This window comes from Staphylococcus sp. EZ-P03, assembly GCF_003344575.1.
GTDB lineage: Bacteria > Bacillota > Bacilli > Staphylococcales > Staphylococcaceae > Staphylococcus > Staphylococcus simulans_B.
The window spans coordinates 48,786-75,673 of record NZ_QPMO01000005.1; the positions used below are offsets into that span (position 1 = coordinate 48,786).

General features: G+C 37.8%; 23 protein-coding genes. 19 read left to right on the forward strand and 4 right to left on the reverse strand.

Going from position 1 to position 26,888, the window contains the following annotated elements:
* The first annotated feature begins 12 nt into the window (after positions 1-12).
* Together DVJ99_RS02470 and DVJ99_RS02475 are read left to right on the forward strand one after the other, a co-directional pair.
* Positions 13-939: a manganese-dependent inorganic pyrophosphatase gene (locus DVJ99_RS02470; RefSeq protein WP_114603010.1), complete on the forward strand. Its 927-nt coding sequence runs from the start codon at positions 13-15 to the stop codon at positions 937-939.
* Positions 940-1,160: 221 nt separating this feature from the next.
* A complete protein-coding gene (locus DVJ99_RS02475; RefSeq protein ID WP_114603011.1) occupies positions 1,161-2,537 on the forward strand; it encodes an aldehyde dehydrogenase in 1,377 nt (458 codons plus the stop codon).
* Between the two features lie 110 nt (positions 2,538-2,647).
* Here the strand turns inward: DVJ99_RS02475 and DVJ99_RS02480 are convergent, their stop codons facing one another.
* Complete coding sequence (locus tag DVJ99_RS02480) at positions 2,648-3,457, reverse strand: prephenate dehydratase (RefSeq protein WP_114603012.1); 810 nt, start codon at positions 3,455-3,457, stop codon at positions 2,648-2,650.
* A 29-nt stretch (positions 3,458-3,486) separates the two neighbouring features.
* Positions 3,487-4,566, reverse strand: a complete 1,080-nt coding sequence (locus tag DVJ99_RS02485; protein ID WP_114603013.1) for a nitric oxide synthase oxygenase — start codon at positions 4,564-4,566, stop codon at positions 3,487-3,489.
* Between the two features lie 255 nt (positions 4,567-4,821).
* On the opposite strand from DVJ99_RS02485, the gene DVJ99_RS02490 reads away from it, so the two are divergent.
* The 10 genes from DVJ99_RS02490 to DVJ99_RS02535 all read left to right on the forward strand — a co-directional run bounded on the left by DVJ99_RS02490 (position 4,822) and on the right by DVJ99_RS02535 (position 16,105).
* On the forward strand, positions 4,822-6,291 hold the full coding sequence (locus DVJ99_RS02490; protein WP_114603014.1) for a nicotinate phosphoribosyltransferase: 1,470 nt from the start codon (positions 4,822-4,824) through the stop codon (positions 6,289-6,291).
* Positions 6,284-7,129, forward strand: a complete 846-nt coding sequence (gene nadE / locus DVJ99_RS02495; RefSeq protein ID WP_114603015.1) for an ammonia-dependent NAD(+) synthetase — start codon at positions 6,284-6,286, stop codon at positions 7,127-7,129. Before DVJ99_RS02490 ends, nadE begins: the two co-directional genes overlap by 8 nt.
* 89 nt (positions 7,130-7,218) lie before the next feature.
* Positions 7,219-7,758, forward strand: a complete 540-nt coding sequence (locus tag DVJ99_RS02500) for a DUF2179 domain-containing protein (RefSeq protein WP_415918795.1) — start codon at positions 7,219-7,221, stop codon at positions 7,756-7,758.
* On the forward strand, positions 7,748-7,921 hold the full coding sequence (locus DVJ99_RS02505; RefSeq protein ID WP_114603016.1) for an NETI motif-containing protein: 174 nt from the start codon (positions 7,748-7,750) through the stop codon (positions 7,919-7,921). Before DVJ99_RS02500 ends, DVJ99_RS02505 begins: the two co-directional genes overlap by 11 nt.
* A 207-nt stretch (positions 7,922-8,128) precedes the next feature.
* On the forward strand, positions 8,129-9,427 hold the full coding sequence (gene purB, locus DVJ99_RS02510; RefSeq protein WP_114603017.1) for an adenylosuccinate lyase: 1,299 nt from the start codon (positions 8,129-8,131) through the stop codon (positions 9,425-9,427).
* A 118-nt stretch (positions 9,428-9,545) separates the two neighbouring features.
* Positions 9,546-9,848 carry a YerC/YecD family TrpR-related protein gene (locus DVJ99_RS02515; RefSeq protein ID WP_105994246.1) on the forward strand — a complete coding sequence of 101 codons (303 nt, stop codon included), beginning with the start codon at positions 9,546-9,548 and terminating at the stop codon, positions 9,846-9,848.
* A gap of 144 nt (positions 9,849-9,992) precedes the next feature.
* Entirely contained in the window at positions 9,993-10,682 is a 690-nt protein-coding gene (gene pcrB / locus DVJ99_RS02520) for a heptaprenylglyceryl phosphate synthase (RefSeq protein WP_114603018.1), read from the forward strand.
* Between the two features lies 1 nt (position 10,683).
* Positions 10,684-12,879 (forward strand): DNA helicase PcrA, encoded by a 2,196-nt coding sequence (gene pcrA / locus DVJ99_RS02525; RefSeq protein ID WP_114603019.1) that lies wholly within the window; start codon positions 10,684-10,686, stop codon positions 12,877-12,879.
* 3 nt (positions 12,880-12,882) lie between these two features.
* The gene (gene ligA / locus DVJ99_RS02530) at positions 12,883-14,886 is read left to right on the forward strand and encodes an NAD-dependent DNA ligase LigA (protein WP_114603020.1); all 2,004 of its coding nucleotides are present in this window, start codon (positions 12,883-12,885) and stop codon (positions 14,884-14,886) included.
* Positions 14,887-14,905: 19 nt separating this feature from the next.
* A complete protein-coding gene (locus tag DVJ99_RS02535; protein WP_114603021.1) occupies positions 14,906-16,105 on the forward strand; it encodes a CamS family sex pheromone protein in 1,200 nt (399 codons plus the stop codon).
* 93 nt (positions 16,106-16,198) lie between these two features.
* On the opposite strand, the gene putP is transcribed toward DVJ99_RS02535, so the two are convergent.
* Positions 16,199-17,737, reverse strand: coding sequence for a sodium/proline symporter PutP (gene putP / locus DVJ99_RS02540; RefSeq protein ID WP_114603022.1), 1,539 nt, complete (start codon positions 17,735-17,737; stop codon positions 16,199-16,201).
* A 386-nt stretch (positions 17,738-18,123) separates the two neighbouring features.
* Here putP and gatC point away from each other — a divergent pair, with 386 nt between their 5' ends.
* The 7 genes from gatC (at position 18,124) to DVJ99_RS02575 (ending at position 26,283) form a co-directional block, all read left to right on the forward strand.
* Positions 18,124-18,426 carry an Asp-tRNA(Asn)/Glu-tRNA(Gln) amidotransferase subunit GatC gene (gene gatC / locus DVJ99_RS02545; protein WP_114603023.1) on the forward strand — a complete coding sequence of 101 codons (303 nt, stop codon included), beginning with the start codon at positions 18,124-18,126 and terminating at the stop codon, positions 18,424-18,426.
* A complete protein-coding gene (gene gatA / locus DVJ99_RS02550) occupies positions 18,426-19,883 on the forward strand; it encodes an Asp-tRNA(Asn)/Glu-tRNA(Gln) amidotransferase subunit GatA (RefSeq protein WP_105994253.1) in 1,458 nt (485 codons plus the stop codon). The genes gatC and gatA overlap by 1 nt, the downstream gene beginning before the upstream one ends.
* Before the next feature lie 12 nt (positions 19,884-19,895).
* Complete coding sequence (gene gatB / locus DVJ99_RS02555; RefSeq protein WP_105994254.1) at positions 19,896-21,323, forward strand: Asp-tRNA(Asn)/Glu-tRNA(Gln) amidotransferase subunit GatB; 1,428 nt, start codon at positions 19,896-19,898, stop codon at positions 21,321-21,323.
* 191 nt (positions 21,324-21,514) lie between these two features.
* Positions 21,515-22,735, forward strand: coding sequence for a restriction endonuclease subunit S (locus DVJ99_RS02560; RefSeq protein ID WP_114603024.1), 1,221 nt, complete (start codon positions 21,515-21,517; stop codon positions 22,733-22,735).
* 126 nt (positions 22,736-22,861) lie between these two features.
* Positions 22,862-23,782: a diacylglycerol kinase gene (locus tag DVJ99_RS02565; protein WP_114603025.1), complete on the forward strand. Its 921-nt coding sequence runs from the start codon at positions 22,862-22,864 to the stop codon at positions 23,780-23,782.
* Positions 23,783-23,846: 64 nt separating this feature from the next.
* Positions 23,847-25,208 carry a 23S rRNA (uracil(1939)-C(5))-methyltransferase RlmD gene (gene rlmD, locus DVJ99_RS02570; RefSeq protein WP_114603026.1) on the forward strand — a complete coding sequence of 454 codons (1,362 nt, stop codon included), beginning with the start codon at positions 23,847-23,849 and terminating at the stop codon, positions 25,206-25,208.
* 178 nt (positions 25,209-25,386) lie between these two features.
* Positions 25,387-26,283, forward strand: a complete 897-nt coding sequence (locus tag DVJ99_RS02575) for an aldose 1-epimerase family protein (RefSeq protein WP_114603027.1) — start codon at positions 25,387-25,389, stop codon at positions 26,281-26,283.
* Between the two features lie 98 nt (positions 26,284-26,381).
* Here DVJ99_RS02575 and DVJ99_RS02580 read toward each other — a convergent pair whose 3' ends face one another.
* Complete coding sequence (locus DVJ99_RS02580) at positions 26,382-26,864, reverse strand: VOC family protein (protein WP_114603028.1); 483 nt, start codon at positions 26,862-26,864, stop codon at positions 26,382-26,384.
* Between the last annotated feature and the right edge of the window lie 24 nt (positions 26,865-26,888).

Below are 26,888 nucleotides of genomic sequence, written 5' to 3' on the forward strand. Positions count from 1 at the left end.
GTGTCTCAGGACATGGAAAGTACTTACATTTTCGGGCATAAAAGTCCAGATACAGACGCAATCAACTCAGCATTAATCATGGCTGAATTCGAAAGATTAAATGGAAACGAATCAGCAAAAGCTTACCGTTTAGGTGAAGTAGGCGCTGAAACACAATATGCTTTAGATTATTTCAAAGCAGAAGCACCAGAATTATTATCTGATGACTTAACAGGTAAAGACGTTATTTTAGTCGACCATAACGAATTCCAGCAAAGTGCTGATTCAATCGAAGGCGCAACAATCCTTCACGTAGTGGATCATCACAGAATTGCGAACTTCCACACAGCAGGTCCATTATACTATCGTGCTGAACCGCTAGGCTGCACAGCAACAATTCTTTATAAAATGTTCAAAGAAAAAGACTTTGAAATCAAACCGCAAATTGCTGGTTTAATGTTATCTGCGATTATTTCAGACAGCTTATTATTCAAATCACCGACTTGCACAGAGCAAGATAAAAAAGCTGCAGAAGCATTAGCGAAAATCGCTGATGTCGATGCACAAGAATATGGTTTGGAAATGTTGAAAGCAGGTGCTTCAACAGTAAATAAATCTGCAGTTGAAATCATCAATGCGGATGCTAAATCATTCAATATGGGCGACTATACAGTACGTATCGGCCAAGTGAACACAGTTGACTTAAACGAAATTTTAGGCCGTCAAGCTGAATTAGAACAAGCCATTACTGAAACATTAAGCAATGCGGAATACGACATTTTCGTATTAGTTGCGACAGATATCTTAAACAGCGACTCAACGATTTTAGTGCTTGGTAAAGACAAAGATAAAATTGCCAAAGCATTTGGTGTGGAATTAGATAATAACACTGCATTCTTGCCAGGTGTTGTATCTCGTAAGAAACAAATTGTTCCGCCAATTACTAACGAATTATCATAAGGTTCTATAATATAATCGAATAACTCGAAATTTAAACTGGAATGGATTAAGATGATAGGAATGATAACGTTCATTTTTATCATCTCCCGTTTTCCAGTTTTTTTATTTTTTCTCACATATGTATAATATAAAAGGTATAGAAAATCATGATTACATTATAAATTTGCGAATCAGGGTAAATGAGTTATAAGCAGTTGAATGCGAAAGGAGTTTGAAGTGTATTGAAAACCATCGAAGAAAAATTCAATGATTGCCAAAGTTATTATCGTACACAAATCACTAAAGATATTAAATATCGCAGAAAACAGTTAAAGTCGCTTAAACGTGCAATCATTAAATATGAAAACCAAATTTTAGCTGCCTTGCATTTAGACTTAGGTAAAAATAAAGTGGAAGCTTATGCGACAGAAATCGGAATGGTGTTGAAAAGTATCAATACGGCACGCAAAGATATACATAAATGGGCGAAGACAAAACAAGTCAATACGCCGTTATATCTCTTTCCATCTAAAAGCTATATTAAAAAAGAACCGCTTGGGACAGTATTGATTATCGGACCTTTCAATTATCCGGTACAGCTCGTTTTCGAACCTTTAATCGGTGCGATCGCCGCTGGGAACACAGCTATTGTCAAACCTTCTGAACTGACACCGAATGTCGCTTCTGTCATCAGCAAAATCATAGAAGAGGCATTCGAGTCCGCTTATGTGACAACAGTAGAAGGCGGTGTAGAGGAGACGCAAAACTTATTGCAGCACCGTTTTGATTATATCTTCTTTACGGGCAGTGAACGCGTAGGCCGTATTGTCTATGAAGCCGCAAGCCGTCATTTAACACCTGTGACTTTAGAGCTTGGAGGCAAGTCTCCAGTGATAATTGATGAAACTGCGAATTTAAAAGTAGCGAGTGAACGTGTGGCTTTAGGCAAGTTTATCAATGCAGGCCAAACATGTGTCGCACCTGATTATGTACTCATCCATGAATCAGTTCAAGATGAATTTATCAAAGCCTTGGAAGGTACAATCAATGAATTTTACGGCAAAGATCCTGATAAGAGTCCTGATTACGGCCGTATTGTCAATGCACGTCATTTTGACAGACTTCAAGCACTGATTGATGACAATCAAGATCAAATTGTAATCGGCGGTCAAACACATGCACCTTCACGCTATATTGCGCCGACGATTATAAAAGATGTCCATGCGGATAACCCGACGATGCAAGAAGAAATTTTCGGACCGATTTTGCCGCTGTTGACCTATCAAACATTTGATGAAGCGGTAGAATTTATTCAAGCTCGAAAACGTCCGTTATCGCTGTATTTGTTCAGTGAAGATGAAAACAATACAGATCGCGTACTGAATGAACTTTCATTCGGAGGCGGTGCGATTAACGACACATTAATGCAGCTTGCGAATCCTAATCTGCCGTTTGGCGGTGTAGGTGCTTCAGGTTTCGGCAAATACCACGGCAAGTATTCATTCTATACATTTACACATGAGAAATCGTATATTTATAAAACAACACGATTAGAATCTGGACTTGTATTCCCGCCATATAAAGGAAAATTCTCTTACATTAAAAACTTATTTAAATAAGGTACTGGTAGGGAACAGACAATAAAAAGAGTATAGCAATTCATCGTATGCAAAAAGCAGCAAGGCAAAGACGTGTATCAAAAGGTCTTTGCCTTGCTGCTTTGTTTGGATTAATCTTCGATTTGTTTCACAAATGAACCGATAATTTTAACTTGATAATCTAACGTTTCAAGAATTTTAATGACTTTGTCCAGTTCAGAATCTAAAGAAGCATCTGCTTGAACGAAGAAGCGGTACATACCTAATTGTGTTTTTAATGGTCGTGATTCAATCCAAGATAAGTTGATATTGAAAATAGAAAATGTATTGAGAATATTTGCGAGCAAACCTGCTTTGTCGTATTTCGGTGTAATCATCAGCATCGTGTCTGTGGCGTTGTCAGACAGTGTTAAACGATTCCCGATAACGAGGAAACGCGTCACATTGTGCGGAAAGTCCTCAATATTTTCTTCAATCGTTTCATACGTATGTGTTTCATTGATTCCCATGGGTGCGATTGCGCCTGTATGTGCGTCGATATAGTCTAAACTTTGAACAGTACTTTCAGAATAGCCGATACTGAATCGGTGCTGCTGGATAAAACGATTCGTCTGACTGATCGCAGGTGCGATAGAATAGACCGTTTGAATCTCTTCAGTTTTTGTGCCCGGCAAGGCATACAGACCAAAGTGAATGTTGAGATGGATTTCGCCGATAGCGTAAATATTTTGATGGGCTAAACCATCTGCGATGATATTGATGGTGCCTTCAATAGAATTTTCAATCGGGACAATCCCAACGCTGTCAGAGTCGTTTTGAACAGCTTGTACGACTTCGTACAAATTGGATTTCGGCTGATAATGGATTTGGTCTTCTGAAAGGTATTGTTTAGACGCTAAATAAGAGAACGTTCCCCTTGGACCTAAATAGTATAAATTCATGTGCATTTCCCCTTTGAAGCAAGGTGCAATTAATGGAAAGGACAGCCAGTACTTTCAGCTTTCTTCTTGTAGAAGAAGTTCGGTTCTTTCATCACATTTTTGTATCCGTGATGATAGTTGGATACAAGCGTAGGTGATAATGAAGGTACGAGCCATGACCATTTGCCTGTGACCTCACGATTTGCTTGAGCTTCATTACGTTCGAAGTGTTCGAATTGTTTTGCGGCCGTCAGATGATCGACAATCGATGCACCGGCCTTTTTGAATGAATGGTAGACAGCATCGTTCAACTCTACCATCACACGATCTTTATTGAATGAAGTATTCTTAAGTGTATCAAATTCGAACTCTTCTGCAACTTTTTCTAACAAATTGTAGCGATACGTATCTGTAAAGTTGCGGACCGCAATCTCATTGACCATATACCAGCCGTTGAATGGAATCGTCGGATAAGTAATTCCGCCTATTTTCAAATCCATATTAGAAATAATCGGCACAGCATACCATTTAAGCCCGAGGTCTTTAAGTTTTGGATAGCTGCGGTGTTCAATCGGCACTTCAAAGACAAGAGATTCAGGCAGTTCATGCATCCGAGGATGCTGCTCGCCGGGCAGCTGATAAATCAAAGGTAGAACGTCGAAGTCTGTGCCTTTGCCTTCCCAGCCCATATGTTGTGCAAGCTGTGTGATGGTTCTTTCAGCCGGATCTCCTGCATTTTCATAACCTGCATAGCGAATCAGCTGATTATTATAAATAATCGGAGGATTATCATCTTCTGGCGCGAAGATTGTAATGTAAGATTGGATTTTGCCGTGGTTCGTTGCTTCGGCCAAATGCTTATGAATGGCATCGATAAATCCGTCGTTGTCTTTAACATCTCGTGCATCTTGTACAATCAGAGTTTCCCAAAATAAACGTCCGATACAGCGGTTGGAGTTGCGCCAAGCCATACGGGCACCGTAAGTAAGTTCTTCTGAAGTATGACGATAAGTCCCTGTTTGATTGATTTGATCTTGGATGTCATCCAAGCGTTGTTTGATTGTTATTTCGTCATAACCAAGTTCTCGATACATTATGTGAATAAATTCAGTTGCTTTCTCTATTAACATTTTCTTCACCTCATCTTTATTATAGGAGTTATCAGGGAAAACCCCTAGTGAAGATACAACAGACTGCTTGAAGAAATATAAAAATCTGACAAAATTCTTACATTGATGAAAAAAGTATTTACAAATATTATTTGTTAAATTCAAATTGGGGAAAACAAGAGAGTAGCAATGCAGCATTTGACTATAATCCGTATTATATAAAAGGCTGCTAGAATGTGATAAACTAAACAAAAAAGGTTGATTGGGGAGAAAATTATGTATCAATTTAAAGATGACAGCTTAATGCTTCATAATGACTTATACCAAATTAACATGGCTGAAAGTTATTGGTATGATAACGTCCACGAAAGAAAGGCAGTCTTTGATTTATATTTCCGCAAGATGCCATTTGACAGTGGTTACGCTGTGTTCAATGGATTACGCAGAATCATTCAATTTATCGAAAACTTCCATTTTACAGAAACGGATTTAGAATACTTAAAATCGATCGGATATCAAGATGATTTCATCAATTATTTGAAAGATTTGAGATTTACAGGCAGTATCCGTGCAATGGAAGAAGGCGAAGTCTGCTTTAATAATGAGCCGCTTCTCAGAGTGGAAGCACCTTTGATTCAAGCACAGCTGATTGAAACAATTTTATTAAATATTGTGAACTTCCATACACTGATTGCGACAAAAGCCAGCCGTATTAAGCAAGTGGCTCCAAATGATATTTTAATGGAATTCGGGACAAGACGTGCTCAAGAAGAAGATGCGGCATTGTGGGGTGCACGCGCAGCCATTATCGGAGGCTTCAACTCTACAAGTAATGTCAGAGCCGGCAAGTTATTCGGTATTCCGGTATCAGGTACACATGCCCATGCATTTGTACAAACATACGGCGATGAATATGTAGCATTTAAAAAATATGCGGAACGTCATAAAGATTGTGTCTTCTTAGTCGATACTTTCCACACATTGAAATCAGGTGTACCGAGTGCGATTAAAGTCGCAAAAGAATTAGGAGATAAAATCAACTTCATCGGTATTCGTTTGGATTCAGGCGATATTGCTTACTTATCTAAAGAAGCACGCAAGATGTTGGATGAAGCGGGCTTCACAGACGCTAAAATCATTGCATCTAACGACTTGGATGAACAAACGATTATGAGCTTGAAAGCACAAGGTGCTAAAGTGGATTCATGGGGTATCGGTACGAAATTGATTACAGGCAACGATCAACCTGCTTTAGGTGCAGTATATAAATTAGTCGCGATCGAAGATGAAAACGGCGATTATCAAGACCGCATCAAATTATCTAATAATGCGGAAAAAGTAACGACACCAGGCAAGAAAAATGTTTACCGTATTATTAATAAAGCAACAGGCAAAGCAGAAGGGGATTATATTACATTAGCGAATGAAGATCCTTATGCGGAACAACCATTGAAATTGTTCCACCCTGTACACACGTATAAGAGCAAAAAAATAAAATCGTTTGATGCGATTGATTTGCATAAAGATATTTATACAGAAGGTAAATTAGTCTATGACTTGCCTGATGAAAAGACAGCGCAAGATTTCTTGCAAACCAACCTTGAACATCTTTGGGAAGAAAACAAACGTTTCTTAAACCCTCAAGAATATCCAGTCGACTTAAGCAAAGCTTGCTGGGAAAACAAACAGCAAAAAATCTTTGAAGTAGCAGAAGATGTGAAAGAAATGGAGGAACGACATGAGTAATGAATTGCAGGAGATAATCCTTAACGAAATGAAAGTCAAACAGTCTATAGACAGTCAGCAAGAAGTGCATGAGATTGTGCAATTTATTAAGCGTTATGTTCAAAGCCATAGTTTTATCCAATCTTTAGTGCTGGGAATTTCAGGCGGACAAGATTCGACTTTAGCAGGACGCTTATGCCAACTTGCGGTAGAAGCTTTGCGTTCAGAAGACAGATCAGTCAAATTCATCGCAGTGAAATTACCGTACGGTGTGCAAAAAGATGCGGATGAGGTAGAAGATGCATTGAACTTCATTCAACCGGATGAAACAGTAACAGTCAATATCAAACCTGCTGTAGATGAAAGTGTCAAAGCATTGAAAGAAGCGGGTATTGTATTGACTGATTTCCAGCGCGGCAATGAAAAAGCACGCGAACGTATGAAAGTACAATTTGCGATTGCGGCTAACCAAAGTGGTATAGTTGTCGGTACAGATCATTCTGCAGAAAACATTACAGGCTTCTTTACGAAGTATGGCGACGGTGCTGCAGATATTGCGCCTTTATTCGGTTTGAATAAGCGCCAAGGCCGTCAATTATTAGAATATCTCGGTGCACCGAAACATCTTTATGAAAAAGTACCGACTGCTGATTTAGAAGATGATAAACCGCAATTGCCGGATGAAGAAGCTTTAGGTGTCACATATCAAGCCATCGATGATTATTTAGAAGGCAAACCGGTATCAGAAGCAGATCAAAAAGTAATAGAAAACCACTATTTGAAAAATGCACATAAGCGTGAATTAGCATATACACGCTACACTTGGCCGAAAGTTGAAAATGATTCAGAAAAAGAGTGACAAAATAGAACGCGACTGATAAAATAGGCTAGATTTCAATAAGAAAAGAGGTATGTATTTTGTCAGTTATTTCGGCAAACCCTTGGTTGATGCTGTTAAGTATTTTTATCATCAACGTCGCATACGTCACATGTTTAACCGTACGCACAATCTTAACATTAAAAGGTTATCGTTATGTTGCGGCTGCGGTGAGTTTCCTTGAAGTACTCATCTATATTATCGGACTAGGTTTGGTTATGGCGAACTTAGATAAATTCCAAAATATAGTTGCTTATGCATTAGGCTTCTCAGTCGGTATTATCGTAGGTATGAAGATTGAGGAAAAACTTGCTTTAGGTTATTCAGTCGTCAATGTGACAACGGCTAATTACGAATTAGATCTCCCTACACAATTAAGAAACTTAGGCTATGGTGTAACACACTTCCCGGCATACGGCCGAGATGGTGAACGCTTAGTCATGCAAATCCTGACGCCAAGACGCTTTGAACTTAAATTGATGGATACCATCAAACAATTAGATGATAAAGCCTTTGTGATTGCGTATGAAGCAAGAACATTGCATGGCGGGTTCTGGGTTAAAGGCGTTAGAAGTAAAAAATTGAAAGCGTATGATACAGATGAAATTTGAAGTAGAAGAAAACGAAACAATTCAAGAATGTCTAGAACGTATGAGAGCAGCGGGTTACATGCCCGTCAAACGCTTTGAAAAACCTGTTTATCGCGAAAATAAAGATGGCAGCATAGAAGTAGAACGCCAGCATATTCAATTTGTCGGCAAGAAAATTCAATAAACAAGCGAAAAGCCCGATTTGCACATGTGATGCAGATTGGGCTTTTCTCATAAAAACTTTGGAAAAGTTTATACATTTGAAAAACATTCTGTTAAACTAGAGAGTATAAGGTAAAAGTCGAACGTTTTGCAGAGTTATTGATGTAATGTACATATTTTGCAAAGCGTCCACATTAAAAAATCAAACTTTAAGATAGGAGTTTATGAAATGATTGAACGTTATTCTCGTGAAGAAATGTCACAAATTTGGACAGACCAAAATCGTTATGAAGCATGGTTAGAGGTCGAAATTCTAGCGTGCGAAGCTTGGAGTGAATTAGGTTTTATCCCAAAAGAAGACGTTAAGAAAATCCGTGAAAATGCACGTGTTGATGTAGATCGCGCAAAAGAAATCGAATTAGAAACACGTCATGATGTCGTTGCATTTACACGCCAAGTCTCTGAAACTTTAGGCGCAGAACGCAAATGGGTACACTATGGTTTAACTTCAACTGACGTAGTAGACACAGCGTTAAGCTACCAAATCAAACAAGCAAACGAAATTTTGGAAAAAGACATTGAACGTTTTATCGAAGTTTTAGCTGCGAAAGCTAAAAAATATAAATATACATTAATGATGGGCCGTACACATGGTGTACATGCTGAGCCGACAACTTTCGGTGTGAAAATGGCACTATGGTATCAAGAAATGATCCGCAACTTCGAACGTTTCAAAGCAGTGCGCAAAGAAATCGAAGTCGGTAAAATGAGCGGTGCAGTGGGTACATTTGCGAACATTCCGCCAGAAATCGAAGCATATGTTACAAAACATTTAGGTATTGGCTATGCACCGGTTTCAACACAAACATTGCAGCGTGATCGCCATGCATACTACATTGCGACTTTAGCTTTAATTGCGACTTCAATGGAAAAATTCGCAGTAGAAGTGCGCAACTTGCAAAAAACTGAAACACGAGAAGTAGAAGAAGCATTCGCAAAAGGCCAAAAAGGTTCTTCAGCAATGCCGCATAAACGTAATCCTATCGGTTCAGAAAATATTACAGGTATCTCACGTGTCATCCGCGGATACATCACAACAGCATATGAAAATGTTCCTTTATGGCATGAACGTGATATTTCACATTCATCTGCTGAACGTATTATGCTTCCAGATGTTACAATCGCATTAGACTATGCATTGAATCGTTTCACAAATATCATTGACCGTTTAACTGTCTTTGAAGACAATATGATGGCTAACATCAATAAAACATTCGGTTTAATCTATTCTCAACGTGTCTTATTAACTTTAATCAATAAAGGTATGGTGCGTGAACAAGCTTATGACTTAGTTCAACCTAAAGCCATGGAATCTTGGGAAACTAAAACACCATTCAGAGAATTGCTTGAACAAGACAGCCAAATCACAGATGTATTAAGCAAAGAAGACTTAGATAAAGCCTTTGATCCTAAACATCATTTAAACCAAGTAGACACTATTTTCGAACGTGCAGGGCTTGCGGAATAATCTATTTAATTGTATTTTGTATATCAAATTAAATTCTTTGAATAAGAATACTACACTTTAACGTATTAGTAAGTTAAAATAGAGTGACAAGTATTACTAAGAACAGGAGTTGTTTGATATGCAAATTGAGAAGTTGCGCGGGAAAGCATTGGATGAATTATTCGATGCGATTTTAACCCTGGAAAATAGAGAAGAATGTTATCAGTTTTTCGATGACTTATGTACAGTAAATGAAATTCAATCATTATCTCAAAGACTCCAAGTCGCTAAAATGATTAAGCAAGGCTATACGTATGCGACGATAGAAAAAGAAACAGGTGCTTCAACAGCAACCATCTCCAGAGTAAAACGTTCATTACAATGGGGTAATGATGCTTATACAGTTGTATTAGATCGCTTAAACATTGAAACTAATGATTAATGCGCAGGAACCTATCCATCTTAAGATGCGGTAGGTTCTTTTTTCTGCATGTAAATTCTCTATGAAATCTTACGCATCCATTTAGAACATGATAAGTAAAAATGATATAATCAAATGTATGTTTAGAAGAAGGGAAACGATGAAATGTACGACATAAAAAAGTGGCAACATGTATTTAAATTAGATCCAGCAAAATCAATAAGTGATGAAGATTTAGATAGAATCTGTATGTCTGATACAGATGCAATTGTGATTGGTGGAACTGACAATGTGACTGAAGACAATGTGATTTCATTGATGATGCGTGTCCGTCGTTATCCGCTTCCACTCGTCCTCGAAATTTCCAATTTAGAAAGCATCATGCCGGGCTTTGATTTCTACTTTGTCCCGATGGTCTTAAACAGTCCAGACGTACAATATCACAACGGATTATTACTTGAAGCCTTAAAAGATTACGGACATATGATGGACTTTGATGAAATTATGTTCCAAGGCTACATCGTGTTAAATCCAGATTCGAAAGTGGCACAAAAAACAAAAGCCAAGACAGACTTGGATGAGGAAGATATTGAAGCTTATGCGTTGATGACGGATAAAGTGTATCAATTTCCGATTATGTACATAGAATACAGCGGCACCTTCGGCAATATGGATTTGGTCCGTACTGCGAAACAAAATACAGAACAAGCACATGTATTTTACGGCGGCGGAATACAATCGCTCAGCGATGCAAAAGCTGCTGCACAAGAAGCAGATACGATTGTCGTCGGCAACCTTGTATATACAGATATCAAGCAAGCATTGAAAACAGTTAAAATAAAGGAGTTATCTTAAGATGAATGCGTTATTAGACAATATGAATACCGAACAAAGTGAAGCGGTGCGTACAACAGAAGGACCGCTGCTTATTATGGCTGGCGCAGGTTCAGGGAAAACGCGCGTTCTCACACATCGTATTGCATATCTATTAGATGAAAAGGGCGTTTCTCCTTATAATGTGCTCGCAATTACCTTTACTAACAAAGCAGCACGCGAGATGAAAGAACGTGTCGAAAAGCTTGTAGGCGAAGAAGCACAAGTGATTTGGATGTCTACTTTCCACTCAATGTGTGTCCGTATTTTAAGAAGAGATGCAGACCGTATCGGCATTGAGCGCAACTTTACAATTTTAGACCCGACAGATCAAAAGTCGGTTATTAAAGATGTATTGAAAACAGAGAATATCGACAGCAAACGTTATGACCCTAGAATGTTCTTATCAGCTATCAGCAACATGAAGAACGAATTGAAAACACCTGAAGATGCTGAAGAAGAAGCGACAGATTTTATGTCAGATATGGTAGCACGTGTTTATGCCGGCTATCAGCGTCAGCTTTCACGTAATGAAGCAATGGACTTTGATGATTTAATTATGAAAACGATTAATTTGTTTGAACGTGTACCGGATGTATTGGAATACTATCAAAATAAATTCCAATATATTCATGTGGATGAGTATCAAGATACGAACCGAGCCCAGTATACATTAGTAAAACTGCTTGCCTCTAAATTTAAAAATTTATGTGTCGTAGGGGATTCTGACCAATCTATCTATGGTTGGCGCGGCGCAGATATTCAAAATATCTTGTCATTCGAAGAAGATTATCCGAATGCGAAAACGATATTCTTAGAACAAAACTATCGTTCAACGAAAGTCATCTTGAATGCGGCTAACGAAGTCATTAAAAACAATTCAGAACGTAAACCTAAAGGACTTTGGACAGCAAACCAAGAGGGCAAGAAAATCAATTATTACCAAGCTTCAAGCGAAAGCGACGAAGCACAATATGTCGTGAAAGAAATCATGCGTCAGCAGCGTGAAAACAATAAGAGCTATAATGATATTGCAATTCTTTACAGAACGAATGCAGAATCACGTGTGTTAGAGGAAACGTTCATGAAATCGAATATTCCTTACACGATGGTCGGCGGACATAAGTTCTATGACCGTAAAGAGATTAAAGACTTATTAAGCTACTTAAGATTAGTTGCTAACAGCAATGATGATATTAGTCTGCAAAGAATTATTAATGTGCCTAAACGCGGTGTAGGGCCTTCATCAGTTGAAAAGATTCAAAGCTATGCCAGACAAAATGATTTAAGTATGTTTGATGCATTGGCTGAAGCAGACTTTATCGGTTTAACGAAGAAAGTAACCAAAGCTGTCATTGATTTCTATACTTTGATTTCAAACTTAATCAAAGAACAAGAGTTCTTAGAAATCAGTGAAATTGTGGAAGAAATCTTAAATAAATCCGGTTATAAAACTATGCTGGAACAAGAACAGACACTTGAAGCACGCAGCCGTTTGGAAAACATTGATGAGTTTATGTCTGTACCGGTGGATTATGAGAAAAACACACCATTAGAAGAACAATCATTAATCAACTTCTTAACAGACTTGTCGCTTGTCGCAGATATTGATGAAGCGGATATTGAAAATGGCGTGACATTAATGACAATGCACTCTGCCAAAGGTTTGGAATTCCCGGTTGTCTTCATTATGGGTATGGAAGAATCAATCTTCCCGCATATTCGTTCTATCTTAAGCGATGATGATCATGAAATGGAAGAAGAACGCCGTATTTGTTATGTGGCTATTACACGTGCAGAAGAAGAGCTGTACTTAACACATGCGGTTTCAAGAACGTTATTCGGTAAAACACAATCGAATCCTCAGTCGCGCTTCTTACGCGAAATTCCTGAAGACTTGCTTAATAAAGGAACGAAACAAGAAAGCCGTTATCAAGGTCAATCAAGCAGCAAACAACCTGCAAAACGCGGACCAAGCAGACGTACGACAAAACGTGCTGAAGTAGCATCAGGTACTTGGAAAGTCGGCGATAAAGTGATGCATAAAGCTTGGGGCGAAGGTATGGTCAGCAATGTCAACGAGAAAAACGGTACGGTTGAACTTGATATTATCTTTAAGTCAGAAGGACCGAAACGTCTGCTTGCGAACTTTGCGCCGATTGAAAAAAAGGAGGATTAAGGGATGAGTGAATTGAAACAACGTGTGGATCAGCTGCATCGTTTATTAAATCAATATAACCACGAATATTATGTGCAGGATAATCCATCTGTGCCAGACAGCGAATATGATAAGCTGCTGCATGAATTGATTCATATTGAGGAAGAGCATCCTGAGTTTAAAACAGAAGATTCTCCAACAGTACGTGTCGGCGGAGAAGCACAAGCTACTTTCAACAAGGTTGCACATGATACGCCTATGTTGAGTTTAGGCAATGCTTTTAATGAAGAAGATTTGCGCCGCTTTGACGCACGTGTCAGAGAAACAGTAGGGCAAGTCGAATATATGTGCGAATTGAAAATCGATGGCTTAGCGGTTTCTTTAAAATATGAAAACGGCCGCTTTGTACAGGGACTCACACGCGGAGACGGTACGGTCGGTGAAGATATTACAGCTAACTTGCGTACCATTCGTGCGATTCCTTTGAAAATCAATGAGCCGTTGACGTTTGAAGTGCGCGGCGAGGCTTTCATGCCGAAACGTTCATTTGAACATTTGAATAAAGAAAAAGAAGAAAACGGTGAACAAGCTTTTGCGAACCCGCGAAATGCGGCCGCAGGTTCGTTACGCCAATTAGATTCTAAACTCGCAGCCAAACGTCGTTTAAGCATCTTCTTATACAGTGTGAATGATTTTACGAACTTCCATGCGAAAACACAAAGCGAAGCGTTAGATGAATTAGATGCGTTAGGCTTTAAAACCAATCAAAACCGTCAGCGTGTCGCAGATATTGAAGGTGTTTTAGAATACATTAAGCATTGGACAGAACAACGTGAAAAACTATCTTATGATATTGACGGTATAGTTATTAAAGTCAATGATATCGATGAGCAGGATGAACTGGGCTATACGCAAAAATCGCCAAGATGGGCAATTGCCTATAAATTCCCGGCTGAAGAAGTGGTCACAACCTTGCATGATATCGAGTTGAGTGTCGGACGAACAGGTGTAGTAACACCGACTGCAGTATTAGAACCTGTGCGTGTTGCAGGTACAACAGTATCTCGTGCTTCACTGCATAATGAAGACTTGATTCATGAGAAAGATATTCGTATCGGAGACAGTGTTGTGATTAAAAAAGCAGGGGACATTATACCAGAAGTGATTCGCAGTCTGCCTGATCGCAGACCAGAAGGCACAGAAACTTATCATATGCCGACACATTGTCCGAGCTGCGGCCACGAATTAGTACGTTTAGACGGAGAGGTCGCTTTACGCTGTATTAATCCGAAATGTCCTGCACAGCTCGTTGAAGGTATGATTCACTTTGTATCGAGACAAGCGATGAATATCGACGGCTTAGGTACGAAGTTGATTATGCAGCTGTATGAAAATGAAATCATTAAAGATGTTGCGGATTTATATTATCTGACGAAAGAAGACTTATTGCCGCTGGAACGTATGGGTGAGAAGAAAGCAGATAACTTGCTGAATGCGATTGAAGCTTCTAAACAAAATTCTTTAGAACATTTATTATTCGGTTTAGGCATCAGACATTTAGGTGTGAAGGCCAGCCAAGTGATTGCGGAACGTTTTGAAACTATGGAACGTATCTTTGAAGTGACTGAAGATGAATTGATGGAAATTCATGATATCGGCGATAAACTTGCGACATCATTAATCACTTATTTAAATAATGACGACATTATCGCTTTAATTGAAAAACTTCGCGCAAAAAATGTTAATATGAAGTATGAAGGTATCAAAACTTCAGAGATAGAGTCGGATTCTGAATTTAACGGATTAACGGTTGTATTAACAGGCAAATTACACAATATGACGCGTACAGAAGCTTCTAAATGGTTAGAAGCACAAGGTGCTAAAACAACCAGCAGTGTTACGAAGAATACAGACTTGGTGATTGCTGGCGAAGACGCCGGATCTAAATTGACTAAAGCTGAAAAGCTCGGGACTGAAATCTGGTCTGAAGAAGACTTTATCAAGAAGCAAAATGAAATTGACCAATAAACAATAGAGGAGATCGGGAATGAAGAAAACATGTGTATTACTCATCTCTCTCTTATTGATTCTCACGGCGTGTGGCAATAAGGATGAGCAACAAAATTCAACGAAAGAACAAGATGCAAAATCTGACTCTGGCAATGTAAAACATATTGCGACAGATAAGAATGTACAAGGTGATAACTATCGTACGCTGTTACCATTCAAAGAAAGCCAAGCAAGAGGTTTATTGCAGCAGAATATGGCAAACGGCTACAATGGCGACGACTTTGAAGATGGTTTGCTTGAACAAAGCAAAAAAGTATTCCCAACAGATGAATACTTATATCAAGATGGACAGTTTTTAGATAAGAAAACCATTTCTGCTTACCTCGGACCTAAGTATACGAAGTCTGAAATCGATAAGATGAAAGAAGACGAAAAGAAAGATAAAAATGCGAATGAAAATTTAGGATTGAATCCATCGCATCATGGTACAAAAGATGAAGAGAAAATCGCAGAAAAATCACCAGCTTATCTTTCTAATATTTTGGAACAAGACTTTTACGGCAGCAGCGATACAAAAGGCAAGAAAATCAAAGGTATGACTATCGGACTTGCGATGAACAGCGAATATTATTATCAAAAAGAAAAAGACGGCCCGACTTACAGCAAGCAATTAGATAAAGCCAAAGTTGAAAAAGAAGGCAAAAAAATGGCGGATGAAATGTTATCGCGTTTACGCGAACATAAAGCATTGAAAAAGATTCCGATTCATTTTGCGATTTACATTCAATCCGGGGAAAGCGATATTATTCCGGGTGAATTTGTAGCTGGCGCTACAGCGGATGATGAACAAACAAGAATCAACAACTGGCAAGAAATCAAAGAGAAATCGATTTTATTGCCGTCATCTGAAGCGGCAGATTTGAATGAAAACTTGAACAACAACTTCAAACAGTTCAATGATAATCTGCAATCTTATTTCCCTAACTTTACACAAGCAGTAGGGAAAGCAAAATTCAACGGCAAGAAACCATCGCATCTGACAATTGAAGTACCGATTGATTATTACGGCAAAGCTGAATTAACAGGTATCACACAATTCATCACACAACAAGCTGACAAATACTTCAGCAACATTGATGAATATGAAATCCATATTAAAGATGGTAATAATGCGCGTGCGTTAATTACTAAATATAAAGATGATAAAAACCCACACGTTCATATCTATAAAAATTAATACGCAATGATAAAAGGTGTCTTCGATTGAAGGCACCTTTTGTGTTAGGCAAAAAGAAAAGGCAGAAACATCTGAGTGTTCCTGCCTCATTAATCAGCTATGCAAAATTTGTTTTACTTCATCTAATTCGTTGATCGTACGTTCACTTGGTTTGCGTGTTAATTTACTAACTGCATAAGTAACAATGACACTCACAATAAATCCTGGAATGATTTCATACATACCGAAGAATTCTGAGATGTCTGCGAGCGGTTTGATCCAAACAATCCAAATAATAACCGTTGCTGCACCGGCAATCATACCGCTGACTGCACCCGCTCTTGTTAATCCTTTCCAGTATAAAGAGAAGAGGACAAGGGGACTGAATGATGCCCCAAAACCAGCCCAAGCATTGCCGACTAAGTTCAAAATAGTATCATTAGGCGACCAAGCAATCCATATTGCGACAATGGCTACTGCCATAACACTTAAACGGCCGACTAAGACAAATTCTTTTTCATGCTTTTCTACGTTGGCTTTTTTGCCGCGAATCAATTTATAGAAGTCTTCAGTCAATGAACTTGAAGTCACTAATAATTGAGACGAAATTGTGCTCATAATAGCAGCAAGGATAGCTGCTAATAAGAAGCCGCCGACTAATGGATGGAATAAAATCTGGCTCATAATAATGAATAATGTTTCTGGGTCATGCAGTGTGATTTTATAGTCAGGCACAAAGGCAATACCTGTTAAACCGACTAAGCAGGCACCTGCTAAACCGACAGCCATCCATAAAATTCCGACACGGCGTGCAATTGGTAATAACTTAAATGATTTGATCGACATAAAACGAACAATGATATGAGGTTGTCCGAAGTAACCTAAGCCCCAAGAGAATAATGAAATGATGCCAAGGACTGTAGTACCTCTGAATAAATCTAAGTTCGTTGGTTTCATATCTGAAATCTGGCTGAATGTATCCCAGCCGTTCAATTTCAATAATGCGACAATCGGAACCATGACCATTGCGACTAACATAATGACGCCTTGGAAGAAATCTGTAATCGAAACCGCTAAATAACCGCCTAAAAAAGTGTAAAAAATAACGATAACAGCTACCATAATCAAGCCGTATCGATAATTGAGACCGAATGCGGTTTCGAATAATTTACCTCCTGAAACAAATCCAGAATGCGTGTATAAGGTGAAGAAGATAACGATAATCGAACCGGAAATAATTTTAATAATGTTGGAATGATCATCTAATCTGTTCTTGAAAAAGTCTGGCAAGGTGATGGCATTGCCGGCTAGTTCTGTATAAACACGTAATCTTGGTGCGACAATAAAGTAATTTAAATATGCGCCTAATGTTAAACCAATCGTAATCCAAATTGCGGATAAACCTGTTGCATATACAGAACCAGGCAATCCCATAATCATCCAGCCGCTCATATCAGAAGCGCCGGCAGACAGTGCTGTGATGTAGGGGCCGATGTTTCGGCCTCCCAACATGTATTCGCTTAAATTTCCCGTTGACTGTTTATAGCCATAGATACCGATGATAACTAAAACAAGAAAGTATACACCAATCATGATGTATGTTTGCCAGTCAGCATCGATTTGACTACTCACTGAAGTACCTAAAATAAACATCGTGGTTTCCCCCTTTTTCTCATTGATGATTCAATGTATATGCATTATTATACAACAATTCTGAAAAAAGGGAATATTTATTTTTTGCAAAATGGAAAATAAATCGTGATAACGACAGTATTTAGGACGGTTTTTGTTATGAAAGTGTTTTCAACGCTTTAAAGCAAATACGCAGTATCTTTATAACCCGATATGCATAAAAGTCCATGAATCTTTATTTCTTTTTGATAACGAATGGAAAAAATTTGCATTTGAAGTTCAGAATGATTAAGTTAAAGGGGAGTCATTACCTGATATACGGGTATTTTGAACTAAAAAATTTAGATTTTTGACGATTTTTTTGATACAATTTTATGATGAAGTATTATTAAGGAGGCAATTCATTAATGGCTAGAGTATCACGTGAAGAAGTTGAACATATTGCAAATTTGTCTAGACTTCATATTTCACCAGAGGAAACAACTGAAATGCAAGACACATTAGAAACAATCCTAAACTTTGCCCAACAAATTGATACAGCAGATACGAGCGAGGTTGAACCTACGTATCACGTATTGGATTTACAAAATGTATTAAGAGAGGATAAAGCAATCAAAGGCATTCCTCAAGAGCTTGCACTCAAAAATGCAAAAGAAACAGAAGATGGACAATTTAAAGTGCCATCAGTTATCAGCGGGGAGGATGCGTAATGTCTATTCGTTATGAATCAGTTGAAAAGTTAAGCGAAATGATTAAGAACAAAGAAATTAAACCTTCTGAAGTTGTTAAGGATATTTATGATGCAATTGAAGAAACAGATCCTACAATCAAATCATTCTTAGCTTTAGATAAAGAAAATGCAATCAAAAAAGCAGAAGAGCTAGATGAATTGCAAGCGAAAGACCAAATGGAAGGTAAACTATTCGGTATCCCAATGGGTATCAAAGACAACATTATTACTGAAGGTCTTGAAACAACATGTGCAAGTAAAATGCTAGAAGGGTTCGTACCTATTTATGAATCAACAGTAATGAGAAAATTGCATGATGAAAATGCAGTGTTGATTGGTAAATTAAACATGGACGAATTCGCAATGGGCGGTTCTACAGAAACTTCTTACTTCAAGAAAACTGTTAACCCATTTGACCACAAAGCTGTACCTGGCGGTTCATCAGGCGGTTCAGCAGCAGCTGTAGCAGCTGGTTTAGTACCATTCAGCTTAGGTTCAGATACTGGCGGTTCTATTCGTCAGCCAGCAGCTTATTGCGGTATCGTAGGTATGAAACCTACATATGGTCGTGTATCACGTTTTGGTTTAGTTGCGTTCGCATCATCATTAGACCAAATCGGACCTTTAACACGTAATGTTAAAGACAACGCAATTGTATTAGAAACAATTGTAGGTGTAGATAAAAATGATTCAACAAGCGCACCAGTTGAAGATAATGATTTCACTTCAGAAATCGGCAAAGACATCAAAGGCATGAAAATTGCATTACCTAAAGAATATTTAGGCGAAGGTGTTTCTGATGAAGTGAAAGCAGCGGTACGCAATGCGGTTGAAATTTTAGAAGGCGAAGGCGCAATTGTAGAAGAAGTATCATTACCGAATACAGGCTATGGTATTCCATCTTATTACGTTATCGCATCATCTGAAGCTTCTTCTAACTTATCTCGTTTCGATGGTATTCGTTACGGTTACCATTCAAAAGAAGCGAATACACTTGAAGAATTATACAAATTATCACGCAGCGAAGGCTTCGGTAAAGAGGTAAAACGTCGTATTTTACTTGGAACATTCGCATTAAGTTCTGGTTACTACGATGCTTACTACAAAAAATCACAAAAAGTCAGAACATTAATCCGTCAAGACTTTGATAAAGTCTTTGAAGAATACGATGTAGTTGTAGGTCCTACAACACCAACAGCTGCCTTCAACATTGGTGATGAAATCAATGATCCGTTGACAATGTATGCAAACGACTTATTAACTACTCCAGTTAACCTTGCCGGCTTACCAGGTATCTCTATACCTTGCGGACAAACTAATAACAGACCGATCGGATTACAGTTTATCGGCAAACCATTTGATGAAAAAACACTTTACCGTGTCGCTTATCAATTTGAACAACAATACAACTTACATGATGCATATCAAAATTTATAAGGAGTGTTAATGATGCATTTTGAAACAGTCATTGGACTAGAGGTCCACGTAGAACTGAAAACAGATTCTAAAATGTTCTCTCCATCACCAGCGCATTTCGGAGCAGAACCAAACACAAATACGAATGTTATCGACTTAGCATACCCTGGTGTGCTTCCAGTTGTTAACGAACGTGCCGTTGACTGGGCTATGCGTGCCGCAATGGCATTAAACATGGAAATTGCGACGGAATCTAAATTCGATCGTAAAAACTATTTCTACCCAGATAACCCGAAAGCTTACCAAATTTCACAATTTGACCAACCTATCGGGGAACATGGTTATATCGATATCGAAGTAGACGGCGAAACAAAACGTATTGGTATTACGCGTCTTCACATGGAAGAAGATGCGGGTAAATCAACACATAAAGATGGCTATTCATTAGTAGACTTGAACCGTCAAGGTACACCGTTAATCGAAATCGTATCTGAACCAGATATCCGTTCACCTCAAGAAGCATATGCTTACCTTGAAAAATTACGTTCTATTATCCAATATACAGGCGTATCTGACGGTAAAATGGAAGAAGGTTCACTTCGTTGCGATGCGAACATTTCATTACGTCCATACGGACAAGAAGAGTTCGGTACAAAAGCAGAGCTTAAAAACTTAAACTCATTCAACTATGTGCGTAAAGGCTTAGAATATGAAGAAAAACGCCAAGAAGAAGAATTATTAAATGGCGGAGAAGTACTTCAAGAAACACGTCGTTTCGACGAATCTACTGGTAAAACAATCTTAATGCGTGTTAAAGAAGGATCAGACGATTACCGTTACTTCCCAGAACCAGACATCGTACCTTTATACGTTGACGAAGCTTGGAAAGAACGTGTACGTCAAACAATTCCTGAATTACCAGACGTACGTAAGAAAAAATACGTTGAAGAATTCGGCCTTCCAGCATACGATGCGCACGTATTAACACTTACAAAAGAAATGTCAGATTTCTTCGAAGAAGCAGTTGAAAAAGGTGCAGACGTTAAATTAACTTCTAACTGGTTAATGGGCGGCGTAAACGAATACTTGAACAAAAACCAAGTTGAACTTCAAGATACAAAATTAACACCAGAAAATCTTGCTGGTATGATTAAGTTGATTGAAGACGGTACAATGAGCAGTAAAATCGCTAAGAAAGTTTTCCCTGAATTAGCACAAAACGGTGGAGACGCTAAACAAATCATGGAAGACAAAGGCTTAGTACAAATCTCTGACGAATCAGTACTATTAAACTTCGTTACAGAAGCATTAGACAACAACCCGCAATCAGTAGAAGACTTCAAAAACGGTAAAGGCCGTGCAAAAGGCTTCTTAGTGGGTCAAATCATGAAAGCTTCTAAAGGACAAGCAAACCCTCAAATCGTCAACAAACTATTAGCACAAGAATTAGACAAACGCTAATACACACAAACACCAAAGACTAGTGAGCAATCGCTAGTCTTTTTTATATCATCAAACAAAAAGAAAAACTAAACCATACAACAATCCCGCCATTTTGATTATAATAAAAGTAATACGCCAAAAATCATACATAACCAACAAAGCAACATTCAGAAACAAACATAAAAGCAAAACCATAAGGAAGTGACATAATGCATAACACACAAACTAAAAAGAATATACCTGAACTACGCTTTCCAGAGTTTGAGGGAGAGTGGGAAGGGAGAAAGGTTAAAGAAGAATTCAAGGTTATATCAGGTTCTACGCCGCTTCGTTCAAAAAATGAATATTTTAATGAAAACGGTATACCTTGGGTTAAGACTATGGACTTAAATAATTCTGAAGTAAATTCAGTTTCAGAAAGAGTATCAGATATAGCTGTTAGTGAGTTGAATTTGATAGTTATACCTGAAGGTACAGTACTAATAGCCATGTATGGAGGTTTCAATCAAATCGGAAGAACCGGTTTACTAACATTCCAATCGACAATTAATCAAGCTATATCAGCTCTATTAGATATCAATAAGAAACATAATCCATACTTTTTTCAGAACTATTTTAACTATAAGGTAAATAAGTGGAGAAGGTATGCTGCTAGTAGTAGAAAAGATCCTAATATTACGAAAAAAGATATTGAAAATTTCAACGTTATTTTCCCTACATTAAATGAACAACAAAAAATCGGTACTTTCTTCAGCAAACTTGATCAACAAATTGAACTAGCAGAAAAGAAAGTAAGCTTGCTACAAGAACAAAAGAAAGGCTATATGCAGAAAATTTTCTCACAACAGTTACGATTTAAAGGCGAAAATGGAAATAACTATCCAGAGTGGGAAGAGAAGAAGTTGGGTACCATTGCTCAAATGTATAGCGGTGGAACTCCAGACTCGAAGAATAGTAGCTATTATACAGGTGATATACCATTTATACGTTCTGGTGAAATAGGAGAAAAAACTACTGCACTATTTATAAATGATACAGCACTACAGAATTCCGCAGCTAAAAAAGTGAAAGTAAATGATATATTGTACGCATTATATGGAGCTACTAGTGGTGAAGTTGCTATTAGTAAGATTGAAGGCGCTATAAACCAAGCAGTACTTTGCATTAAAACTCAGGAAAACAATGTGTATTTGTATAATGTTTTACGAAATAAAAAGGAGAATATAATACGAAAATATTTACAAGGAGGGCAAGGTAATTTATCTGCAAGTATAATTAAGCAAATAGAAGTAAAGCTACCTATAATTTCTGAACAACAAAAAATCGGCGCTTTCTTCAGTAAACTTGATCAGCGTATTGAATTAGCTGAACAAAAGGTAGAACAGCTTAAGGAACAAAAGAGAGGTTTGTTACAAAAGATGTTTGTTTAACTGTTTTTGGTTTTGGTGGATATGTTGATGTTGTGTAGGAATTTAGTGAATTGAACCATTAATACTTTCAAGTAGCGTTGAAATCATTTAAAATTGAATGTGAGTAAAAATGATGAGGGATTATTTATGAGAAAACGAGCGAGAATTATTTATAATCCGACTTCGGGTAAGGAATTGTTTAAAAGAATGCTTCCAGAAGTCTTGATTAAATTGGAACAAGCAGGATTCGAAACAAGTGCATATGCAACGCAGAAGGCTGGAGATGCGACAATCGAAGCGAAACGTGCCTTACACGAAGACTATGAAATGTTAATCGTAGCTGGCGGTGACGGTACATTAAATGAAGTAGTTAATGGTGTAGCAGAACATCCGAATCGTCCTAAAATCGGTGTAATTCCTATGGGTACTGTAAATGATTTCGGACGTGCGCTTCATTTGCCTACGGATATTTTAAGCGCGGTAGATGTGATTATCAAAGGCCATACTGTGAAAGTAGATATCGGTAAAATGAACAGTCGCTATTTTATCAACTTGGCAGCTGGGGGACGTATTACAGAAGTGTCTTATGAGACTTCCAGCAAGCTGAAAACATTTGTCGGTCCGTTTGCGTACTATATCAAAGGTATGGAAATGCTGCCGGAAATGAAAAATGTCGATGTACGTGTAGAATATGACGGTAAAGTCTTCCAAGGCGAGATTTTATTGTTCTTGTTAGGTTTAACGAACTCTATGGCAGGTTTTGAGAAACTTGTACCGGATGCTAAATTAGATGACGGCTACTTCACGTTGATTATTGTTGAGAAAGCCAACTTAGCTGAATTAGGCCACATCATGACACTAGCTTCAAGAGGGGAACATATTAAACACCCTAAAGTCATTTATGAAAAAGCAAAATCAATCAATGTATCATCTTTTGAACAAATGCCTTTAAATGTGGATGGCGAGTATGGCGGACAATTACCGGCCAACTTCTTGAACTTAAAGCAGCATATTGAAGTATTTACACCTGCAAATGTCGACAATAAAGAATTAACAGAACAAGATTAGTAAGCATTGAAAAGGTTAGGACTTAGTCAAACAAGCCTGACCTTTTTTCTATGGAGGTTAAAGTGTGGAAACATTAAAGAAAAATCAAGTCTTTAAAGGACAAGTCGTTGATTTAACACATGAAGGACATGGTGTAGTTAAAATCGATCGATATCCTGTATTTGTCCCTAAAGCACTTACGGGCGAAGAAATAGAATTCAAACTGATTAAAGTCAATAAAAACTTTGCGATAGGTAAGTTACTAGAAATTTTTACCGAAAGCAAAGACAGAGTAGAACCTCCATGTGTTTATTATGATAAATGCGGAGGCTGCCAGCTGCAGCACTTAGATTATCAAGCGCAATTAGAAATGAAGCGCAACCAAGTGGTGAATTTATTCCATCGCAAAGGCAAGTTTACGTCAACGCCGATCAATGAAACGATTGGTATGATGAATCCATGGAATTATCGTAATAAATCACAAATTCCTGTGGGACAAAACAGCGAAGGTGCGCCGATTATGGGCTTCTATCGCCAACGCAGCCATGACATCATTGATATGGAAGAGTGCTTAATACAAGACAGCATTCAAAATCAACTTATGCGTATGATTCGTGCATTGCTTTCAGAACATAATGTATCGATTTATGATGAGAAGCGAAAAGAAGGCTTATTGCGTCATGTGATAATCCGTGTAGGCTATACTTCACGAGAAGTAATGGTTGTCTTTGTGACAAATGGTAAGAAATTCAAACAAGCAAAAGCAATAATTAAGCAGATGGTTGAAGCGGTACCTAATATTAAAAGTGTGATTCAAAATATTAACGAAACACACTCGAATGTCATCATGGGTAAAAAATCCAAAACACTTTACGGCAAAGATGAAATCACAGATGAGCTGGATTCAGTTGAATTTGAAATCAGCGATCAATCCTTCTATCAAATCAATGCTTCTCAAACAGTTAAACTATATAATAAAGCATTAGAGTATGCAGGATTAACAGGTGAAGAAACTGTACTCGATACGTATTGCGGTATCGGTACAATTGGTTTATATATGGCAGAAAAAGCGAAACATGTATATGGTGTCGAAGTTGTACCAGCGGCTATTGAAGATGCGAAGAAAAATGCCAAACTGAATGGCTACGATAATACTACTTTTGTATGCGGAAAAGCAGAATCCGTCATTATGGATTGGAAACAACAAGGCATTCAACCAGATGTTGTGATGGTAGATCCGCCGCGCAAAGGCTGCGATGAACAATTCTTACGTACTTTACTAGAATTGAATCCTAAGCGGATTGTCTATATCTCTTGTAATCCATCAACTCAACAAAGAGATGCACATATTCTGGCAGAAGGTTATGAACTTAAAGAAATCACACCAGTAGATATGTTCCCGCAGACAGCACATATCGAAACTGTAGCTTTGTTTGAACGTAAATAATAATAAAGACATAGTTAAAAAGCGAGATTTCTTATTGGTTATAGAAATCTCGCTTTTTAATGTGATAATACGTTTCTTTTACTTGTCATTGTGATAATATTGTTCTATACATAAATAAGATAGACAACGTAAAATAAGCAGCGTTTAATACCGCTTATTTTGGTTTAGGAGGACAACTATGACTATTGAATTAAAGAACGATGAATTAACAGTGCAATTTAAAGAGTTTGGAGGGGCATTATCTTCTATCAAAGATAACGATGGCGTAGAATATCTTTGGCAAGGCGATCCTGAATATTGGAGCGGTCAAGCACCTGTATTGTTTCCGATTTGCGGAAGCTTAAGAGATGACAAAGCAATTTATCATTTAAACGGCAAACAAGATGTGACAGGTCATATACCAAGACACGGGCTTGTGAGAAAGAAAGATTTTAAATTTGAACAAGTCTCAGACAACAGTGTCGCATTTTCTATTACACCTGATGAAACAATGCTAGAGAATTATCCCTACCATTTCGAACTAAAAATTGTTTATACATTAACAGGTAAAACAATTCGTGTTGAATACCAAGTAACGAACCATGAAGATTTTCAACGTATGCCGTATAGTATCGGCGGGCACCCTGGATTTAATTGTCCGCTTGTTGAGGGAGACCAATACGAAGATTATTACTTAGAATTTGAACATGCGGAAACAACAAATGTACCAAAACCATTTCCCGAAACTGGTTTATTAGATGTATTAGACAGAACATCATTCCTTACTGATCAAAAAACATTAGATTTAACTTATGATTTATTTGATTATGATGCAGTGACTTTAGATCGATTACATTCACGCAGTATTGCATTACGTTCGCATAAACATGAAAAAGGTGTGAGAGTAGACTTTAAAGATTTCTCTAATATCATTCTTTGGTCAACAACTAACAAAAGTCCGTTTATCGCTATAGAACCATGGAGTGCTTTATCTACATCATTAAAAGAAAATGATGTATTAGAAGAAAAACCGCAAGTTTCCTTTGTGGAAAGCGGACAAACAGATAAAAAATCTTTTGAGATTACTGTTTTATAAAGTTTATCAATCAACTGTAACAGTCAAAATATTGAACAAAATAAAAACGAGATTCTGTTTCGATAACAGAAATCTCGTTTTATTTTGTAAATGATTGTTTATTTCGGTTCACGTTGGAAAGGGCCTTTAGGTTCGATTAATTCTAAGTTTGTGCCGTCTGGATCTTTAAAGTAAACAACACCTGTGCCAAAACCAGATTGTAAGCCGTCGCCTTCTTCGAAGTATAATGGATCGCCTTCAGGTTCCACACCAATGTCTTTAAGTCTTTCAATTGCTGCTTCTAAATCTTCAACTTCTAAACACATATGCATAGCACTGATTTGTTCGTTGGAATAAGAAGTCTGTGTTGATTCAGGTTTTACATATTCTAAAACATCAATGTTAATGTTGTCTAAGTGAAAGTTCGCGTATTTAATTAAAGTATCGTCTAGGCCTTGAGATTGCGCCATTCTTTTTCCGCCGATTTCATCTTTATTGGCTATTTTTTCACCAAATAATGGTTCATAGAATTCAATAGCTTTGTCTAAATTACTAACAGTAATACCTACATGGTTGACTAGTGAAAATCCATTATTGCTCATCTTATCCATCCTTCATTGTATATA

Excerpts from the sequence above, each read along its gene's own strand:
- gatB (WP_105994254.1), top strand. The coding sequence starts at position 19,896 with ATGCATTTTGAAACAGTCATTGGACTAGAGGTCCACGTAGAACTGAAA.
- DVJ99_RS02505 (WP_114603016.1), top strand. The coding sequence starts at position 7,748 with ATGAAATTTGAAGTAGAAGAAAACGAAACAATTCAAGAATGTCTAGAA.
- DVJ99_RS02490 (WP_114603014.1), top strand. The coding sequence starts at position 4,822 with ATGTATCAATTTAAAGATGACAGCTTAATGCTTCATAATGACTTATAC.
- gatC (WP_114603023.1), top strand. The coding sequence starts at position 18,124 with ATGGCTAGAGTATCACGTGAAGAAGTTGAACATATTGCAAATTTGTCT.
- DVJ99_RS02580 (WP_114603028.1), bottom strand. The coding sequence starts at position 26,864 with ATGAGCAATAATGGATTTTCACTAGTCAACCATGTAGGTATTACTGTT.
- DVJ99_RS02560 (WP_114603024.1), top strand. The coding sequence starts at position 21,515 with ATGCATAACACACAAACTAAAAAGAATATACCTGAACTACGCTTTCCA.
- DVJ99_RS02565 (WP_114603025.1), top strand. The coding sequence starts at position 22,862 with ATGAGAAAACGAGCGAGAATTATTTATAATCCGACTTCGGGTAAGGAA.
- DVJ99_RS02575 (WP_114603027.1), top strand. The coding sequence starts at position 25,387 with ATGACTATTGAATTAAAGAACGATGAATTAACAGTGCAATTTAAAGAG.
- putP (WP_114603022.1), bottom strand. The coding sequence starts at position 17,737 with ATGTTTATTTTAGGTACTTCAGTGAGTAGTCAAATCGATGCTGACTGG.
- DVJ99_RS02470 (WP_114603010.1), top strand. The coding sequence starts at position 13 with ATGGAAAGTACTTACATTTTCGGGCATAAAAGTCCAGATACAGACGCA.
- DVJ99_RS02535 (WP_114603021.1), top strand. The coding sequence starts at position 14,906 with ATGAAGAAAACATGTGTATTACTCATCTCTCTCTTATTGATTCTCACG.
- nadE (WP_114603015.1), top strand. The coding sequence starts at position 6,284 with ATGAGTAATGAATTGCAGGAGATAATCCTTAACGAAATGAAAGTCAAA.
- DVJ99_RS02500 (WP_415918795.1), top strand. The coding sequence starts at position 7,219 with ATGCTGTTAAGTATTTTTATCATCAACGTCGCATACGTCACATGTTTA.
- gatA (WP_105994253.1), top strand. The coding sequence starts at position 18,426 with ATGTCTATTCGTTATGAATCAGTTGAAAAGTTAAGCGAAATGATTAAG.
- DVJ99_RS02515 (WP_105994246.1), top strand. The coding sequence starts at position 9,546 with ATGCAAATTGAGAAGTTGCGCGGGAAAGCATTGGATGAATTATTCGAT.
- purB (WP_114603017.1), top strand. The coding sequence starts at position 8,129 with ATGATTGAACGTTATTCTCGTGAAGAAATGTCACAAATTTGGACAGAC.
- pcrB (WP_114603018.1), top strand. The coding sequence starts at position 9,993 with ATGTACGACATAAAAAAGTGGCAACATGTATTTAAATTAGATCCAGCA.
- DVJ99_RS02485 (WP_114603013.1), bottom strand. The coding sequence starts at position 4,566 with ATGTTAATAGAGAAAGCAACTGAATTTATTCACATAATGTATCGAGAA.
- pcrA (WP_114603019.1), top strand. The coding sequence starts at position 10,684 with ATGAATGCGTTATTAGACAATATGAATACCGAACAAAGTGAAGCGGTG.
- DVJ99_RS02480 (WP_114603012.1), bottom strand. The coding sequence starts at position 3,457 with ATGAATTTATACTATTTAGGTCCAAGGGGAACGTTCTCTTATTTAGCG.
- ligA (WP_114603020.1), top strand. The coding sequence starts at position 12,883 with ATGAGTGAATTGAAACAACGTGTGGATCAGCTGCATCGTTTATTAAAT.